The sequence below is a fragment of the Ruegeria sp. SAZD011 genome (assembly GCF_059612545.1).
In genome coordinates, this window is record NZ_JBXWQU010000041.1 from 144,012 (window position 1) to 159,203 (window position 15,192).

Below are 15,192 nucleotides of genomic sequence, written 5' to 3' on the forward strand. Positions count from 1 at the left end.
GATTTCGGTGAACCAATCGTTACCCAAGTTGGGGCGCGGGACTATTGGGGGTTTCCCGTAGAGGCGGAAAAAATGTACTGGAGAGTTCAGCCGGGATAGATCAGGCCCAGGCCAACAGCGCGTCCGACAGCCTGAGCGGTCGTCAGCGCGCACAGCTTCTCGCGGGACGAGCGCAGATGAACCTCGACGGTGCGGTGTGAGATCGACAGGATATCACCGATATCCTGTTGCGACTTTCCGGCGGCCACCCATTGCAGGATTTCGACCTCGCGGGTCGAGAGCGACGGGTGATACAGGATGCGGCCCAGCATGTCCGAGCTCATCACCGTGTCGTGCATGTGCACGGCCAGCGATTGCAGATCCCCGATCACGTGACGCACCAGTTTGTGCCATTCCTCGGTCGGGCAGTCCCGGGTAACGCTGAGCAGGCCCACATCGCCATAGGGACCGCGCACCGGTATTGTCAGACCCTGATCGCCGATACCGAAGTCATGGGCATCACGAAAGACACGGCGAAAATCGTTGCTGCGCTCCAGCCGACTCCAGTCGACGGGGGCGATGCTGCGCTGGCTCATGTGCAGCGTCGGGTCGATCATGTGAAAGCCCTGCTCCTGATAATGGAGCTTCCACTCGTCACTATAGGTGACATAGCCGTGAATGGCGCCGGCGGCCGGGTTCAGCCCGGCATAAGCGGCGTGGTCCATCTCGAGCTTTTCGCGCACTTGTAGAAGGAAGTCCGAATATACGGCTTCCGACTTGGGCAGAGTTCCGAGATCGACAATATCCATACACTGCACCTGTTCGGTCCGAACAGGGCGGACACCCGTTTATCCGGGGACCTTTTCCCCGGATGTCTGCGTATCAACCGCCATTGTTCTGACAAAGGCAAGAACAGCACGCTTTTGCGCCGGAGGCAAGCTGCTATAGATCTCGACCATTTCGACCGAGTCGCGGTCCTTGAGGAACATCAGCCGGTCGACGGGCGCATCGCTGCCGTCGATCACACCGGATTCCGGCGCCTGAATGCCCTCGAAGAAATGACTGATATGTACATCGAGCACTTCGGCAATTGCCCAAAGCCGTGACGCGCTGACCCTGTTCGCGCCGGATTCGTATTTCTGAACCTGCTGAAACCGCACGCCGATCGCACGACCAAGTTCGGCTTGGCTGAGACCAAGCGCCGAACGTCTGGCGCGGATGCGGCGCCCCACTACGGTATCGACTGTATCCATACCTTCACCTGCTACGTTCATACTTTTTACGAGTGCCAATATTCCGGTTCCGGCAGGTATTGCACCGGCAAGCCTGGATTGCACTCGCCCCTTACGCGGTCAGCTTGCCCCATCGCAAGCATGGACGCAACGGTTTTCATGCTATGGTTGCGGTGACGTTGAGGCGGTTCTTCGCGGTGTCTGGTTCTACTAATAATTTGGTATCAACAGCTTGGCCGCGCAGGGATTTGATCAGCTTCCAGTGTTCGCATTTGTCCACGACCGGTTGGAACTGTCTGGCAGCGAAGGGATTTGTGGGCCTTCAGGTATCGAGGCGCCCAAAGAAGCGGGCCGGAGAGCCATGCTTGCTCCACCCGGTCCGGATTGCAAAATTCGAAATCTGTTGACGTAGCGTCAAGAGGCTGGGCGCAGTCCGGTCTCTACCAACATGCCGCGCCGCTTTGCCTCGTAGTAATAGCCCGAAGCATAGAGGCGGATCGCCCGGTCCTGGTCGCCGTCGGCCAGAAGCCAGGCGCCGCGCAGGTATTTGCCGGCATATTGCAGGTTGGTATCGGCATCCAGCAAGCCATCGGGGGCGCCGCGATACCCCATGGTGCGGGCGGTAGCGGGCAGGATCTGAAGCAATCCGTAATAGGGCCGGTTTACCGCCCAGGGCCGGTGGGTGCTTTCGCGGATCGCCAGCTTGTGCACCAGGTTGCGCGGAAGTTCATAGTGATCGGCCCAGCGGTTGATCGAGGCACGCAGTTCGGGCGTCTCGTTGGGAAAGAGAGGTGGGTTGAAGGCCGCTGCCGGTTCCGGTTCGCGCCCGCAGGCGGCAATGGGAAGGGCGAGGCCGGTCAGCAAGAGGGCGCGGCGGGTCAGCGGCATCGAGGGCTCCTTGGTCGCGTCAGTCCCCGAGGCAAATACCCGCTCGGGGGCGGTCTGCGAAGAGAGAATTCGACCGGCCCTGCCCGGATGGGCGGATTACAGCTAGTGTCGTGGCGTCGGCCGAGAAAAAAGGCCGCGCGGATGGCGCGGCCTTTCGATCTTGTTCCTGTCCCTTGCGGGCAGTCCGTCAGGCGGTTTCGTCGCTGGCGGCAGGGGCCTGATCGTCGTCGTCCGAGGCGGCGCTGCCGATATCGTCGAACAGTTCGGCAATCTCGAATTCAGCTGCGGCCTCTTCCTCGGCGGCCAGTTCCTGGATCGACTTGCCCGATGCCTGCAGCTCGGCCTCTTCGGGCGAGCGGGCAACGTTCAGGTTGATCGCGACTTCGACTTCGGGGTGCAGGCGGACGGTGACGCTGTGCAGACCCAGTTCCTTGATCGGAGCGATCAGGGCGATCTGTTTCTTGTCGACCGAGAAGCCTGCCTCGGTGGCGGCGTCTGCGGCGTCACGCGGGGTGACCGAGCCATAGAGCGCGCCGGCATCCGATGCCGAGCGAATCACGATGAACTGCTGACCGTCGAGCTTTTCGGCCAGGGCCTCGGCTTCCTGCTTGGTCTCCAGGTTGCGCGCTTCGAGCTGGGCTTTCTGCGCTTCGAACTGGGCAATGTTCGCATCCGATGCGACCAGCGCCTTGCTTTGCGGCAGCAGGAAGTTGCGAGCGTAGCCCGGCTTGACGTCGACGACGTCGCCCATCTGGCCCAGCTTCGCCACGCGTTCGAGAAGGATAACTTGCATGTGCCTATCTCCTTACTTCACGGCGTAGGGCAGCAGGGCGAGGAAGCGGGCGCGCTTGATGGCACGGGCCAGTTCGCGCTGCTTCTTGGCCGAGACGGCGGTGATGCGCGAGGGCACGATCTTGCCGCGTTCGCTGATATAGCGCTGCAGCAGCTTGGTGTCCTTGTAGTCGATCTTGGGTGCGTTGTCGCCCGAGAAGGGGCACACCTTGCGACGGCGGAAAAACGGTTTAGCGGCCATAACTTGATGTCCTTTCCTAATGCGGGCTTAGCGGCGTTCGCGGCGGCTGTCGCGCTCGTCGCGCTTCTGCATCTGGACCGAGGGTCCTTCGGCGTGCTCGTCGACCTTGATGGTCAGAACGCGCATCACGTCGTCATGCAGGCGCATCAGGCGTTCCATTTCCTGCACAGCGGACGCGGGCGCGTCGGTGCGCAGAAAGGCATAGTGGCCCTTGCGGTTCTTGTTGATCTTGTAGGCCATCGTCTTGACGCCCCAGTACTCGTGGTCGACCAGGCTGCCGCCATTGTCGCTGAGTACGGCACCGAAATGTTCGATGAGGCCTTCGGCTTGCGTGTTGGACAGGTCCTGACGCGCAATCATGACATGCTCGTAGAGAGGCATGCGATCTCCTGTTTTCTATCTAGGCGCATTTCATAGGCGGGGCCCTTGATCCTTTCACGGCCCTGCCACGAGAGACTGCGCGGTTCACGAATTCTGTGAAAGGATGGCCCCATATACACGCCTGCGCGCCGGGGGCAAGGGGCTTGGCTGCGACGCACTTGTGGGTTGTACAAAGGGCCATGCCGCTCAATTACCCCGAGCCTGCCGCATTCCCGTCGCATTGTTTATCGATCGTTAACCCTGTCGGACACAACCCGGCGGAGAAACCGGCGCAGGGAGCGCGACAGGAAATGCACGTGGCACAGCAACAGACGCTTCGCAACCGTATGCCGCTGCCGTCCTTTGAAGAGACGGTGCCGCTGATGATCACTTTCGCCCCGAACTGGCCGCTGCGCACCGTGATCTTTCGGGTGATCGGCACCGCTCTGGTGATCGGCGCCGCCGCCATGTGGTTGCTGCCCGGTTCGGAGAACGGTGCCGATGCGGCGCTGATGAAGCTGGGCGTGTCGCTGTTCTTCTTCTTCTGTGGTCTGGCGCTTTTGATGATCCATCACCAGGACAACCAGCCCGACGCCTATTTCGATCCGATCCGGCGCGAGGTTCGGGTGCTGCAAAAGAACAATCGCGGCCGTCCCCAGACCATCCTGCGCCGCAGCTATGACAGCCTGGGCGCGGCCCGGTTCAACGAACACTACCTGGAGATCTGCGACGTGGACGGGTCGATCCTGATGCGCCTGCCGATCCCTTCGGCCGATATCCGCCAGGCCCTGCGCAGCCAGCTGAGCGGATTCGTGACCTTTTCGGCCTGAAACCCGCATCTGTTCATTCCTCCACAGAGTCTGTGGAGTTCTGTCAGATTGCCCGCACATCCCGCATGCCCCATGTCTCGGTCAAGGTCAGGACAACCGTCCGCCTGAACCCACAAGACAAGACATGGAGCGACAGAATGAAGACCACCCGCCTTGCCGCAGCGCTGATCTTGGCAGGCCTCGCCGGCGCCGCCACCGCCGCGCCCGAAAAATACCTGCTGGATGCCAGCCACAGCCAGGTCGTGTTCAGCTACAACCACCTGGGCTATTCCACCACCACCGGCATGTTCTCGGGCTTCGAGGGCGAGATCCTGTTCGACAAGGAAGACCCGGCCGCCTCTTCGGTGACCGTTTCGATGCCGGTCCTGTCGATGTTCACTGGCTGGGAAGCACGCGAAGATCACTTCTTCTCGGGTGACTTCTTTGGTGCCAAGGAAGGGGACATGATCACCTTTGTCTCGACCGGCATCGAAGTGACCGGAGACAACACCGCCAAGATCACCGGCGACCTGACCATGAACGGCGTGACCAAGCCGGTGGTGCTGGACGCGGTGCTGAACCAGATGGGCGATCACCCGATGGCGAACAAGCCCTGGGCCGGGTTCGATGCCACCACCACCGTGGTGCGCTCCGACTTCAACCTGGGCATGTTCGCACCTTATGTCAGCGACGAGGTCGAGGTCCGCATTTCGATCGAGGCCATGAAGGCCGGCGCCGACAATTCCTGATCCGGGTCGTCACCAAAGGAACGAACGGGCCCGCAACCGGGCCCGTTTTCTGTTTCGCGTGCCTTGGGGTCAGGGAGCGCGCATCGCTTCGAGGGCGACCGTCACCGTGACCGGAAACTTGAGCGAGCTTTCATCCGGCATGTTGGCGCCAATCCCGAAATCGCGGCGGTCAAGCGTGACGGTACCGCGCATCCGGGCTGTATCGCCGTCAAGTTCCAGGTCAAAGGGCAGGGTGACCGGGACGCTGGCACCGCGCAGGTTCAGCATGCCCCGCGCCTCGTGGCCGGTTTCGGTACGGTGCAGCGTGGCGGTGAAATCGGCTGTGGGAAACTGTGCCGCGTCGAAGAAATCGGCCCCCATCGCCTGTGCGGTGACCGATCCCAGCGCCAGCGAGGGGATGGCGATGGTGACGGTGACCTCGCCTGCCGGGCCGGGTGACTCGCGCGGATCATACTGGATGGCGGCGGTCCAGTCGGCAAAGCTGCCGCTGACGGCGCTGCCCAGCTGAGTGACAGAGATTGCCAGCGTGCCTTCGGTGACCTGCCAGTCGGAGGCAACCGCTTCCAACGCCGCGCTTTGCAACCCTGATGGTGCGTGCGGGGTTGATTGACTGTTCACCCATGTACCCGCGCCAAGCGCGCCCAACCAGACCATCAGCGCCAGTAGCAGCGGCGCGACGCTGTGGGCCTGTTTGGGCGGTGTGGGCAGGTCGCTCCGCCCCGGCAGCATCCGCCGCAGGGTTGCGTCGCGGTCGATCAGGTGGTGTTTCAGTGCCCCCGCCACATGCAGCGCCAGCGCGCCCAGCAACACCAGCAGAAAGGCGCGGTGCAGCACGGCGGTGAGTTCCGCCAGGGCGGCGCTTTTGGGCACCATCGGCAGCGATTGGCCAAAGGGCCACCAGATCGGCGCAAAGCCCTCGGTCGCGGCATGGTGGATCCAGCCGCTGAGTGGCACCAGCACCAGCGCGCCATAGAGCAGCCAGTGCACGGTTTCCGCCGCCAGCGCCTCGGCCCGATGGTCGGCGTTCAGCAGGCCGGGGCGTTTCTGGGTCAGTGCCCAGAGGATGCGCAGCAGCGCCACGCCGAACAGCGCGATCCCCAATGTCTTGTGCGCCGAGAACAGCCAGGCGGCGCGCGCGATCTCTTCGGCGCCGGCGCCCCCGGCTGTGGCCCGTTCTGCCGCCTGATCGGCGATCCAGCCCAGCGGCAGCAAGGTCAGGATCATAAGCGCGGTCAGCCAGTGGAGGCTTTTGGCCACGCCACCATAGCTGTTTCGGGTGTTGGTCAGGGTCATCGCGCTCTCCGAATGGTCTTGGATGTCCGCAACCTGCTGTCTGTGTCGCCGGTGTACAATATGCGCCTTCGCACAGCTCCCGTGTCGGGATGCAGAGCTTGTGTGGCGCGGGCGGGGCGGCTACACCCGGCGTTAACGTTGCAGAAAGCGAAGGGACAGAGATGACGACCGCATTCGTGTTTCCCGGGCAGGGCGCCCAGACCATCGGCATGGGCAAGGCGCTGGCCGAGGCCTATCCGGCCGCGCAGGCCGTGTTCGACGAGGTCGACGCCGCACTGGGCGAGAAGCTGAGCGCGCTGATCTGGGAAGGCGATATCGAGACCCTGACGCTGACGCAGAATGCGCAACCGGCGCTGATGGCGACCTCGATGGCGGCGATGCGCGCGCTCGAGGCCGAGGGTGTGGCCATCACCCAGGCCGCGTTTGTCGCCGGTCACTCGCTGGGCGAGTATTCGGCTCTGGCCGCTGCCGGGGCGCTGAGCGTCAGCGATACCGCTCGGTTGCTGCGCACCCGAGGGCAAGCGATGCAGAGCGCGGTTCCGGTTGGGCAGGGCGCGATGGCGGCGATTCTGGGGCTCGATCTGGCAGCGGTGCGCGAGGTTGCCGCCGAGGCGGCACAGGGCGAGGTCTGCCAGGCCGCCAATGACAACGATCCCACCCAGGTGGTGGTGTCGGGCGCCAAGGCGGCGGTCGAACGCGCCGCCGAGATCGCCAAGGCGAAAGGTGCCAAACGCGCCGTCATGCTGCCGGTCAGCGCTCCGTTCCACTGTGCCCTGATGCAGCCCGCCGCCGATGCCATGGCCGAGGCGCTGGCCGGGGTCGCGATCCAGGCCCCCGCGGTGCCGCTGGTGGCCAATGTGCGCGCCGAGGCGGTGAGCGATCCCGACCTGATCCGGCAACTGCTGGTCGAGCAGGTCACGGGGTCTGTTCGCTGGCGGGAAAGCGTCGAATACATGGCCGCGCAGGGCGTGACCGAGATCTGGGAGATCGGCGCGGGCAAGGCGCTGTCAGGCATGGTACGCAAGATCAACCGCGACATCGCCTGCAAACCCGCGGGCACACCGGAAGATGTGCAAAAAATCCTTGCTGGCGACGCCTGAACCCACCTAAATTTGCAAGACCCGATCTGTCAGGTCGGGGATAAGAGGAATATGACCATGTTTGATCTGACCGGAAAGAATGCCCTGATTACCGGCGCTTCGGGTGGTATCGGCGGCGCGATCGCGCGTGCGCTGCATGCAGCCGGTGCCTCGGTCGTGCTGTCGGGCACCCGGATCGAGCCGCTCCAGGCGCTGGCCGATGAGTTGGGCGAGCGCGCCCATGTGCTGACCTGCAACCTGAGCGACATGGCCGCGGTCGAGGCATTGCCGAAACAGGCCGCCGAAGTGCTGGGTTCGGTCGATATCCTGGTGAACAATGCCGGGATCACCCGCGACAACCTGTTCATGCGCATGTCGGATGACGAATGGCAGAGCGTGATTGACGTCAACCTGACGGCCACCATGAAACTTTGCAAGGGCGTGCTGCGCGGCATGATGAAGGCGCGCTGGGGCCGGATCGTGAACATCTCGTCGGTGGTGGGCGCCATCGGCAACCCCGGACAGGGCAACTATGCCGCCTCCAAGGCCGGGGTCATCGGCATGTCCAAATCGCTGGCCTATGAGGTGGCCAGCCGGGGAATCACTGTCAATGCGGTGGCGCCGGGCTTTATCACCACGGCGATGACCGACAAGCTGACGGACGATCAGAAATCCGGCCTGTTGGCGCAGGTACCCGCCGGGCGCATGGGTTCGCCCGAGGAAATCGCGGCTGCGGTCCTGTATCTCGCCAGTCCCGAGGCCGCTTATGTGACCGGTTCCACCTTGCATGTGAATGGCGGTATGGCCATGTTGTGAGCGGCGCTGAGGCCGGACGCGAAAGCGTTTGCCAATGCGCGCGTCTGTGTTATAGGCGGCGCATCCTGAGGAAGGCCGGTCGATGGGGTCGGCCTTCTGCGTTACCCGGGACACCCCGGAACCTGAACCGCCCGGACCGGGCAAAACCAAGCCACCCCGAGCGGGCAAGGGCAGAAATGGGCCAGTGGCCCCGTAGGAATGAGGAACTGACATGAGCGACGTCGCAGATCGCGTTAAGAAGATCGTTGTGGAGCACCTGGGTGTCGAAGAAGACAAAGTGACCGAGAACGCCTCGTTCATTGACGACCTGGGCGCCGACAGCCTCGACACCGTCGAGCTGGTCATGGCCTTCGAAGAAGAGTTCGGCATCGAGATCCCGGACGACGCGGCCGAAACCATCCAGACCTTCGGCGACGCCGTCAAGTTCATCAGCGAAGCCTCCTGAGCATTCGCTGAGACCTGAAAGGTCAAACAGGCGCCTTCCCGCCGGGAGGCGCCTTTTTTCGTGCGTGCCCCCGAATCCGGTTGCCAGAATCCCCGCGGCTTTGCACCTTGGGGTTGAGGCAGAGACAGGACGGGCGCCAAATGATCCGATCCATTCCTATTTTGAACACAGGCAGATTGCGTCTGGCCGGGATGCGGTACGAGGATTTCGACCGCTATGCCGAGATCTGGGCGGATCCGCAGGTGGTGCGCCACATCGGCGGCCAGCCCCGCAGTCGGGGGGATTGCTGGGACGCGTTCCTGCGCAACGAAGGCCATTGGCACATGACCGGTTTCGGTCAGTGGGGCGTCGTGATGCAGAAAACCCGCCGATTGGTGGGGCAGGCCGGTTTTTTCTACAAGAGCCGCGACATGGGTCCCGATTTCGACGCCTATCCCGAGGCGGGCTGGGTGCTGGCCCCCGAGGCGCAAGGGCAGGGCCTGGGGCGCGAGGCTGTCGCGGCGGCGCATGACTGGTTCGACCGGGTGATTCCCGGCCGTCTGGTGGCGATGATCGCGCCCGACAACGCGCCCTCACTGGGGCTGGCGCAGTCGCTGGGATACCGCCCGATGCGCGAGGCCGAATTCGGTGGCCGCCCGGTCACGCTGCTCCGCCGCGATGGCCCGCCCGCGCGCCGGTGACGCAATCGGGATCCGACACTCCGCTTTCAGGTCAGTGTGGCGGAGCGCATCCTGCGATAGAGTCATCTGGACATGTTTCAGCGGAGGAGCGGCCATGATCATCTACCCGACGATGGAATTGCAGAACGGACGGTGCGTGACCCTGGAAAGGGGGCGGCTGGATGCGCCCATGCTTTGGCATGTGGACCCGTTTGAAACGGTTTCCGGCTGGGCATCCGCCGGTGCCGAATGGATGCACCTGACCGATCTGGACGCGGTCGAGGGCGGTGACGGCAATGCGGAACTGGTCGAGCAGATCATCCGCAAGGCCGAGATCCCGGTGCAACTGGCGGGCGGCATGCGCTCGCGCGAGCGGATCGAGCATTGGATCGACAAGGGCGCCGGGCGCATTGTCGTGGGCACACTTGCGGCGCGCGACCCCGCGCTGGTCAAGGAACTGGCCAAGCGGCACCCTGACCAGATCGTGCTGAGCGTCGATGTCTGGCAGGGCTATGTGATGACCGATGGCTGGCGTAGCCAGAGCGCCTATACGCCCGAGGCGTTTATCGACGCGTTCAGCGACACGCCGTTTGCCGCAATCGTGGTCACCGATATCGACAGCGACGTCGAAGAGGTCGAGGCCAAGCTGGGGCTGATCTCGGGCCTGGCCACCCATGCGCGTACCCCGATCATCGCCAGCGGCGTCGTGCGCGCCGCCGACGATATCTCGCGGCTGGCCTATATGCCCAATATCGCAGGCGCGCTGGTGGGGCGGGCGCTGTTCCGCAAGACCCTGTCTTTGGACGAGGCGCTGAAACTGGCTGCCGGCGCGCATGAGCGGGTCGCGCAGTTCCAGTAAGGCAGTTTCAAGAGGTCCGGGCGGCCCATCGGGATATCGAGAGCGGCAGGCAAGGCTCCGCCGGCCTTGCCTGCACCCTTGCTCTTGCCCATATGGGGCCGGGCAGGGTAAGAGCGGTTCTCGAACACCAAGAAGGCAAGAGGCAATTCATGCGCAGAGTCGTTGTAACCGGACTGGGACTGATCACTCCTTTGGCCAGCGGGGTCGAGGAAACATGGTCCCGCCTGCTCGAGGGGCATTCGGGTGCCGGGCCCATTACGCGGTTCGATGCGGTGGCATCGGGCGTCACCACGACCTATGCCTGCGAGGTCCCGCGCGGCGATGGCAGCGATGGCACCTTCAACCCCGATGACTGGATGCCGCCGAAAGAGCAGCGCAAGATCGAGGATTTCATCCTTTATTCCATCGCGGCCGCCGAGATGGCCTGCAAGGACGCGAACTGGCTGCCCGAGGACGAAGAGGACCGGCTGCGCACCGGCGTTCTGATCGGGTCGGGGATCGGCGGGTTGGGGTCGATTGCCGATACCGCCAACCTGATCAAGGAGAAGGGCCCCCGCCGGGTGTCGCCCTTCTTTATCCCCGGCGCGCTGATCAACCTCGCCTCGGGCCAGGTGTCGATCCGTCACGGGTTCAAGGGGCCCAATCATTCGGTGGTGACCGCCTGTTCGACCGGCGCGCATGCCATTGGCGATGCCAGCCGGATCATCCGGGCCGGTGACGCAGATGTGATGATCGCCGGCGGTGGCGAGGCCTGTATCTGTGAGATCGGCATTGCCGGGTTCAACGCCTGCAAGGCGCTGTCGACCAAATATGCCGACAACCCCAAGGCCGCCAGCCGCCCCTATGACATTGATCGCGACGGGTTCGTGATGGGTGAGGGCGCCGGCATCGTGGTGCTGGAGGATTACGAGCACGCCAAGGCGCGCGGTGCCAAGATCTATGCCGAGGTGCTGGGTTATGGCATGTCGGGCGATGCCTATCACATCACCGCGCCCTCCGAGACGGGCGACGGCGCCGAACGCTCGATGCGCGCCGCATTGCGCAGTGCCGGGCTGGAGCCGTCGGATCTGGATTACATCAACGCGCATGGCACCTCGACCATGGCCGACACGATCGAGCTGGGCGCGGTGGAGCGGCTGTTGGGCAACCATGCGGCCAATGTCACCATGTCCTCGACCAAATCGGCCACCGGGCACCTCTTGGGCGCCGCTGGTGCGATCGAGGCGATCTTTTCGATCCTGGCGATCCGTGATCAGGTGGCGCCGCCCACCATCAACCTGGACAATCCGGCGGTGGATACCCCGGTTGATCTGGCGCCCAATGCCAAGCGGGCGCGCAAGATCGACGTGGCGCTGTCGAACTCCTTTGGCTTTGGTGGCACCAATGCGAGCGTGATCTTCGGAAAGGTCGACTGATGTGGCGGGCTCTTGCCTCGAACATGCTGACCGTTCTGGCGGTTGGCCTGTTCCTGCTGGCCGGTGTGATCCTGTGGGGCAAGTCGCAATATACCGCGCAGGGCCCGCTGGAAGAGGCGATCTGTCTTCAGGTCAAGAGCGGGTCGAACATGACCCGCGTCAGCCGCGATCTTGAGGCCTCGGGCGCGGTCAACAGTGGCGCCATGTTCCGTATCAGTGCGCGCTACTCCGAAAAGGCGACACAGCTGAAGGCGGGCAGCTATCTGGTCAAGGAAGGCGCCTCGATGGAGGAGATCATCGACCAGATCACCCGTGGCGGCGCCAGCAGCTGTGGCACCGAGATCGTCTATCGTATCGGTGTCAATCGCCTGCTGCTGGAAGTGCGCGAACTGGACCCGGCGACAGAGCAATTCGTGGAACTGGTCGAGTTCGACCCCAGCGAGGGCGAGGCGCCTGCGGTCTATGCCGAGAAACGCGCCGAGCGCGACACCCGGTACCGGCTGGCCATGGCCGAGGGGGTGACCAGTTGGCAGGTGGTCGAGGGGCTGAAGGCCTGGGACGTGCTGGCGGGTGAGGTGGACGAACTGCCGCGCGAGGGGCTGCTGGCCCCAGACAGCTATGACGTGACGGTGGGGATGGAGCGCGCCGCGCTGCTGGCCCAGATGCAGGAGAAGCAGGAACTGCGGATCAATGCCGCCTGGGAGGCGCGCGTCGAGGGCCTGCCGCTGCAAAGCCGCGAGGAGATGCTGATCCTGGCCTCGATCATCGAAAAGGAAACCGGCGTGCCCGAAGAGCGCCGCCAGGTGGCCAGCGTGTTTGTCAACCGCCTGAACCGGGGCATGCGCCTGCAGACGGACCCGACCGTGATCTATGGCATCACCAAGGGTAGAGGGGTGCTGGGCCGGGGGTTGCGTCAAAGCGAGCTTCGAGGTGTAACGCCCTGGAATACTTATGTGATCGAAGGATTGCCGCCGACACCGATTGCCAATCCCGGACTGGCCAGCCTGGAGGCTGCGGTCAACCCCGACACCACCGACTATGTCTTTTTCGTTGCCGATGGCAGTGGTGGCCACGCCTTTGCCGAGACGTTGGAAGAGCATAACCGCAACGTCGCCAAATGGCGCGAGATCGAGGCCCAGCAACAGGGCAATTGACCACCGCGCCCGGGCCCACAGGTCCGGGCGTTTGGTTCTTGTGATTGGGTGTGGAGCAGGGCGCTCAGAGCCACCAGGCGTCGATGGTGGCGATATCCTCGTCCGACCACCCGAAATGATGCGCGAATTCATGCACCACCACATGGGCAATCAGTATGTCCAGTGCGATATCGCCGCGTGCGCGCCACTCGTCCAGGATCGGTTCCCGGAACAGCCAGACCGTATCTGGAGGAGCAGCGAAATCGCCAACCGATTTCTCGGTCATGGGAATACCCTCGTAGAGGCCGGTCAATTCAAGCGGATCGTCCATGCCAAGCGCATCGAGCATGTCGGCATCCGGCCAGTCCGCCACCCGTAGCAGCACCGCCTGCGCATGGCTGCGAAAGGCCAGTGGCATCGTGTCGACTGTCTGGAGGGCGACGGTTTCGAAATGGTCAAGATCGGTGCGCATGTCCGTGATATGGCGGTGGTTGTGGTGGGTGAAAACCCCATTTCGGGTCCGGTCTCGGCCCGGATAAGGTTTTGTTAACAATTCCAGTGCGTTGCCTGTTGCGCTGTTGCGCGAAGGCCTTGACTCAGCGCACGGTTTCGTGTATAGGTTGTGTCATGCTAGAAGAGATGCGCGAACGGCCCCGGGGGTGACCCCGGTGGCCGTTTTTTCGTCTCTCTCGTGCGGAGATCACTCTCGCATGAGGTCACGAGCACACATGACTTTGATTACCCCGGAGGAGCGGATTTCCCGGACGGCTGAACTGCTTCAGTCGTTGGAAAATTCCATTCGCGATCTGCGCAATGCGGCGGAAGACCTGCAGAAACGGATCCGAGCCGGGGAGGATGGTGATCTTGCCGGATATGGCAAGCAGATGGGTCAGGCGGCCAGCCTGATCCGCGAATGTCAGAAAGTGGAGGCCAGTTTTGCCGAACAAGTCCGACGAGAAGCAGGCATTGCCCAGGGCGGATATGCCCTGGACCTTGACCGCGCCCGATCTGAGATCGGGTGCCGCCTTGCTCGCCTGCGCAAGTGTTGCCGAGAGGGAGCGGTTTCTGAGTGAAATCGGGGAGGGAGGGCTATGCGCCCTCCCTTTTCTGTTCGAGTTCTGGGCATTGCCGCATCAATTGCCGCCCGAGGGCGATTGGCGGGCCTGGGTGATCCTGGGCGGTCGCGGCGCGGGCAAGACCCGCGCAGGCGCCGAATGGGTGCGCGCCCGGGTCGAGGGGTCGCGACCGCTGGATGCGGGGCGCGCGCGGCGGGTGGCACTGGTGGGCGAGACCTTTGACCAGGTGCGCGATGTGATGGTGTTTGGCGACAGCGGCATCCTGGCCTGTTCGCCGCCCGACCGCCGCCCCAGTTGGAAGGCCAGCGAACGCAAGCTGATCTGGCCCAACGGTGCCGAGGCGCAGGCTTTTTCTGCTCAGGACCCTGAGGGGCTGCGCGGGCCGCAATTCGACGCGGCCTGGGTGGATGAGCTGGCCAAGTGGAAAAAGGCGGGCGAGACCTGGGACATGCTGCAATTCGCGCTGCGGTTGGGGGAACGGCCACAGGTTTGCGTGACCACAACGCCGCGCAATGTGAAGCCGCTGAAGGATCTGCTGGCCGCGCCCAGCACGGTGCAGACCCATGCGCCGACCGAGGCGAACCGGGCCAATCTGGCCGAGAGCTTTCTGGAGGAGGTGCGGGCGCGCTATGCGGGCACGCGGCTGGGGCGTCAGGAGCTGGATGGGGTGTTGCTGGCCGATGCCGAGGGGGCGCTGTGGACGGCCGAGATGCTGGACCGGGCGCGCTCCTCGACTGTGCCCGAACTCGATCGGGTGGTGGTGGCGCTGGACCCGTCGGTCAGCGGCGGTGCCAGTGGCGATGCCTGCGGTATCGTGGTTGTGGGCGCCCAGATGCAGGGGCCGCCGCAGGATTGGCGCGCCTGGGTATTGGCGGACCGCACGGTGCAGGGCGCCGGGCCGACCACCTGGGCCAAGGCGGCAATTGCCGCGATGGATACGTTCGGCGCCGAACGGCTGGTGGCCGAGGTCAATCAGGGCGGCCAGCTGGTCGAGGAGGTGCTGCGCCAGGTGGATCCGCTGGTGCCCTTCAAAGCGGTGCACGCGGCGCGGGGCAAGGTGGCGCGGGCCGAGCCGGTGGCGGCGCTATATGAACAGGAGCGGGTGCGCCATGTGGCGGGGCTGACCGCGCTGGAAGAGCAGATGGGCCAGATGACCGCGCGCGGCTACGAGGGGCAGGGATCGCCCGACCGGGTGGACGCGCTGGTCTGGGCGCTGCACGAGCTGATGATCGCCCCTGCGGCGGCCTACAGGCGCCCGCGGGTGCGGGTGCTGTGAGCGGCGCGGGCCGTTGCACTAGCTGCGAACGGTCTGTTTCCGGGTCCTGAACAATCTTCGCCGATAACTCTCATCAACAAGGCCGCAGCGC

The 15,192-nt window shown here is 64.0% G+C and carries 19 protein-coding genes; 11 read left to right on the plus strand and 8 right to left on the minus strand.

The window, feature by feature from the left end:
• Nucleotides 1–86: 86 nt before the first annotated feature.
• The 6 genes from AC2FLM_RS21250 to rpsF all read right to left on the minus strand — a co-directional run bounded on the left by AC2FLM_RS21250 (nt 87) and on the right by rpsF (nt 3,513).
• Complete coding sequence (locus AC2FLM_RS21250; RefSeq protein ID WP_234218219.1) at nt 87–788, minus strand: LuxR family transcriptional regulator; 702 nt, start codon at nt 786–788, stop codon at nt 87–89.
• A gap of 39 nt (nt 789–827) precedes the next feature.
• A complete protein-coding gene (locus tag AC2FLM_RS21255) occupies nt 828–1,232 on the minus strand; it encodes a helix-turn-helix domain-containing protein (RefSeq protein ID WP_234218218.1) in 405 nt (134 codons plus the stop codon).
• A gap of 393 nt (nt 1,233–1,625) precedes the next feature.
• Nucleotides 1,626–2,099, minus strand: coding sequence for a lytic transglycosylase domain-containing protein (locus AC2FLM_RS21260; RefSeq protein WP_234218217.1), 474 nt, complete (start codon nt 2,097–2,099; stop codon nt 1,626–1,628).
• A gap of 187 nt (nt 2,100–2,286) precedes the next feature.
• Nucleotides 2,287–2,892, minus strand: a complete 606-nt coding sequence (rplI, locus tag AC2FLM_RS21265; RefSeq protein ID WP_234140725.1) for a 50S ribosomal protein L9 — start codon at nt 2,890–2,892, stop codon at nt 2,287–2,289.
• A gap of 12 nt (nt 2,893–2,904) precedes the next feature.
• On the minus strand, nt 2,905–3,132 hold the full coding sequence (gene rpsR, locus AC2FLM_RS21270; RefSeq protein ID WP_008328567.1) for a 30S ribosomal protein S18: 228 nt from the start codon (nt 3,130–3,132) through the stop codon (nt 2,905–2,907).
• A gap of 27 nt (nt 3,133–3,159) precedes the next feature.
• Complete coding sequence (gene rpsF / locus AC2FLM_RS21275) at nt 3,160–3,513, minus strand: 30S ribosomal protein S6 (RefSeq protein ID WP_011048000.1); 354 nt, start codon at nt 3,511–3,513, stop codon at nt 3,160–3,162.
• Nucleotides 3,514–3,803: 290 nt separating this feature from the next.
• On the opposite strand from rpsF, the gene AC2FLM_RS21280 reads away from it, so the two are divergent.
• Together AC2FLM_RS21280 and AC2FLM_RS21285 are read left to right on the plus strand one after the other, a co-directional pair.
• On the plus strand, nt 3,804–4,322 hold the full coding sequence (locus AC2FLM_RS21280) for a hypothetical protein (protein ID WP_430539486.1): 519 nt from the start codon (nt 3,804–3,806) through the stop codon (nt 4,320–4,322).
• Between the two features lie 137 nt (nt 4,323–4,459).
• Nucleotides 4,460–5,050: a YceI family protein gene (locus AC2FLM_RS21285; RefSeq protein WP_234218214.1), complete on the plus strand. Its 591-nt coding sequence runs from the start codon at nt 4,460–4,462 to the stop codon at nt 5,048–5,050.
• A gap of 69 nt (nt 5,051–5,119) precedes the next feature.
• Here AC2FLM_RS21285 and AC2FLM_RS21290 read toward each other — a convergent pair whose 3' ends face one another.
• Nucleotides 5,120–6,343, minus strand: a complete 1,224-nt coding sequence (locus tag AC2FLM_RS21290; RefSeq protein ID WP_496859868.1) for a cytochrome b/b6 domain-containing protein — start codon at nt 6,341–6,343, stop codon at nt 5,120–5,122.
• 161 nt (nt 6,344–6,504) lie between these two features.
• Between AC2FLM_RS21290 and fabD the strand changes: the two genes are divergently transcribed.
• From fabD to mltG, 7 genes are all read left to right on the plus strand, one after another.
• The gene (fabD, locus tag AC2FLM_RS21295) at nt 6,505–7,443 is read left to right on the plus strand and encodes an ACP S-malonyltransferase (protein WP_496859869.1); all 939 of its coding nucleotides are present in this window, start codon (nt 6,505–6,507) and stop codon (nt 7,441–7,443) included.
• A gap of 57 nt (nt 7,444–7,500) precedes the next feature.
• Nucleotides 7,501–8,238, plus strand: a complete 738-nt coding sequence (fabG, locus tag AC2FLM_RS21300; RefSeq protein WP_234137000.1) for a 3-oxoacyl-ACP reductase FabG — start codon at nt 7,501–7,503, stop codon at nt 8,236–8,238.
• A 211-nt stretch (nt 8,239–8,449) separates the two neighbouring features.
• The gene (locus AC2FLM_RS21305; protein ID WP_005982462.1) at nt 8,450–8,683 is read left to right on the plus strand and encodes an acyl carrier protein; all 234 of its coding nucleotides are present in this window, start codon (nt 8,450–8,452) and stop codon (nt 8,681–8,683) included.
• A gap of 140 nt (nt 8,684–8,823) precedes the next feature.
• Nucleotides 8,824–9,363, plus strand: coding sequence for a GNAT family N-acetyltransferase (locus AC2FLM_RS21310; RefSeq protein ID WP_234183335.1), 540 nt, complete (start codon nt 8,824–8,826; stop codon nt 9,361–9,363).
• A gap of 94 nt (nt 9,364–9,457) precedes the next feature.
• On the plus strand, nt 9,458–10,201 hold the full coding sequence (locus tag AC2FLM_RS21315) for a 1-(5-phosphoribosyl)-5-[(5-phosphoribosylamino)methylideneamino] imidazole-4-carboxamide isomerase (protein WP_496859870.1): 744 nt from the start codon (nt 9,458–9,460) through the stop codon (nt 10,199–10,201).
• Nucleotides 10,202–10,350: 149 nt separating this feature from the next.
• Nucleotides 10,351–11,616: a beta-ketoacyl-ACP synthase II gene (fabF, locus tag AC2FLM_RS21320; RefSeq protein WP_496859871.1), complete on the plus strand. Its 1,266-nt coding sequence runs from the start codon at nt 10,351–10,353 to the stop codon at nt 11,614–11,616.
• Nucleotides 11,616–12,770 (plus strand): endolytic transglycosylase MltG, encoded by a 1,155-nt coding sequence (gene mltG, locus AC2FLM_RS21325; RefSeq protein WP_496859872.1) that lies wholly within the window; start codon nt 11,616–11,618, stop codon nt 12,768–12,770. Before fabF ends, mltG begins: the two co-directional genes overlap by 1 nt.
• 64 nt (nt 12,771–12,834) lie before the next feature.
• On the opposite strand, the gene AC2FLM_RS21330 is transcribed toward mltG, so the two are convergent.
• Nucleotides 12,835–13,221, minus strand: coding sequence for a metallopeptidase family protein (locus AC2FLM_RS21330; protein WP_496859873.1), 387 nt, complete (start codon nt 13,219–13,221; stop codon nt 12,835–12,837).
• Between the two features lie 256 nt (nt 13,222–13,477).
• Between AC2FLM_RS21330 and AC2FLM_RS21335 the strand changes: the two genes are divergently transcribed.
• Together AC2FLM_RS21335 and AC2FLM_RS21340 are read left to right on the plus strand one after the other, a co-directional pair.
• A complete protein-coding gene (locus tag AC2FLM_RS21335; protein WP_044028337.1) occupies nt 13,478–13,822 on the plus strand; it encodes a hypothetical protein in 345 nt (114 codons plus the stop codon).
• Nucleotides 13,731–15,101: a DNA-packaging protein gene (locus AC2FLM_RS21340; protein ID WP_496859874.1), complete on the plus strand. Its 1,371-nt coding sequence runs from the start codon at nt 13,731–13,733 to the stop codon at nt 15,099–15,101. The genes AC2FLM_RS21335 and AC2FLM_RS21340 overlap by 92 nt, the downstream gene beginning before the upstream one ends.
• Nucleotides 15,102–15,192 lie beyond the last annotated feature (91 nt).

Bases quoted from the DNA above. Each gene is read 5' to 3' on its own strand.
- AC2FLM_RS21250 (WP_234218219.1), bottom strand. From the start codon at position 788: ATGGATATTGTCGATCTCGGAACTCTGCCCAAGTCGGAAGCCGTATAT.
- AC2FLM_RS21255 (WP_234218218.1), bottom strand. From the start codon at position 1,232: ATGGATACAGTCGATACCGTAGTGGGGCGCCGCATCCGCGCCAGACGT.
- AC2FLM_RS21260 (WP_234218217.1), bottom strand. From the start codon at position 2,099: ATGCCGCTGACCCGCCGCGCCCTCTTGCTGACCGGCCTCGCCCTTCCC.
- rplI (WP_234140725.1), bottom strand. From the start codon at position 2,892: ATGCAAGTTATCCTTCTCGAACGCGTGGCGAAGCTGGGCCAGATGGGC.
- rpsR (WP_008328567.1), bottom strand. From the start codon at position 3,132: ATGGCCGCTAAACCGTTTTTCCGCCGTCGCAAGGTGTGCCCCTTCTCG.
- rpsF (WP_011048000.1), bottom strand. From the start codon at position 3,513: ATGCCTCTCTACGAGCATGTCATGATTGCGCGTCAGGACCTGTCCAAC.
- AC2FLM_RS21280 (WP_430539486.1), top strand. From the start codon at position 3,804: ATGCACGTGGCACAGCAACAGACGCTTCGCAACCGTATGCCGCTGCCG.
- AC2FLM_RS21285 (WP_234218214.1), top strand. From the start codon at position 4,460: ATGAAGACCACCCGCCTTGCCGCAGCGCTGATCTTGGCAGGCCTCGCC.
- AC2FLM_RS21290 (WP_496859868.1), bottom strand. From the start codon at position 6,343: ATGACCCTGACCAACACCCGAAACAGCTATGGTGGCGTGGCCAAAAGC.
- fabD (WP_496859869.1), top strand. From the start codon at position 6,505: ATGACGACCGCATTCGTGTTTCCCGGGCAGGGCGCCCAGACCATCGGC.
- fabG (WP_234137000.1), top strand. From the start codon at position 7,501: ATGTTTGATCTGACCGGAAAGAATGCCCTGATTACCGGCGCTTCGGGT.
- AC2FLM_RS21305 (WP_005982462.1), top strand. From the start codon at position 8,450: ATGAGCGACGTCGCAGATCGCGTTAAGAAGATCGTTGTGGAGCACCTG.
- AC2FLM_RS21310 (WP_234183335.1), top strand. From the start codon at position 8,824: ATGATCCGATCCATTCCTATTTTGAACACAGGCAGATTGCGTCTGGCC.
- AC2FLM_RS21315 (WP_496859870.1), top strand. From the start codon at position 9,458: ATGATCATCTACCCGACGATGGAATTGCAGAACGGACGGTGCGTGACC.
- fabF (WP_496859871.1), top strand. From the start codon at position 10,351: ATGCGCAGAGTCGTTGTAACCGGACTGGGACTGATCACTCCTTTGGCC.
- mltG (WP_496859872.1), top strand. From the start codon at position 11,616: ATGTGGCGGGCTCTTGCCTCGAACATGCTGACCGTTCTGGCGGTTGGC.
- AC2FLM_RS21330 (WP_496859873.1), bottom strand. From the start codon at position 13,221: ATGCGCACCGATCTTGACCATTTCGAAACCGTCGCCCTCCAGACAGTC.
- AC2FLM_RS21335 (WP_044028337.1), top strand. From the start codon at position 13,478: ATGACTTTGATTACCCCGGAGGAGCGGATTTCCCGGACGGCTGAACTG.
- AC2FLM_RS21340 (WP_496859874.1), top strand. From the start codon at position 13,731: ATGCCCTGGACCTTGACCGCGCCCGATCTGAGATCGGGTGCCGCCTTG.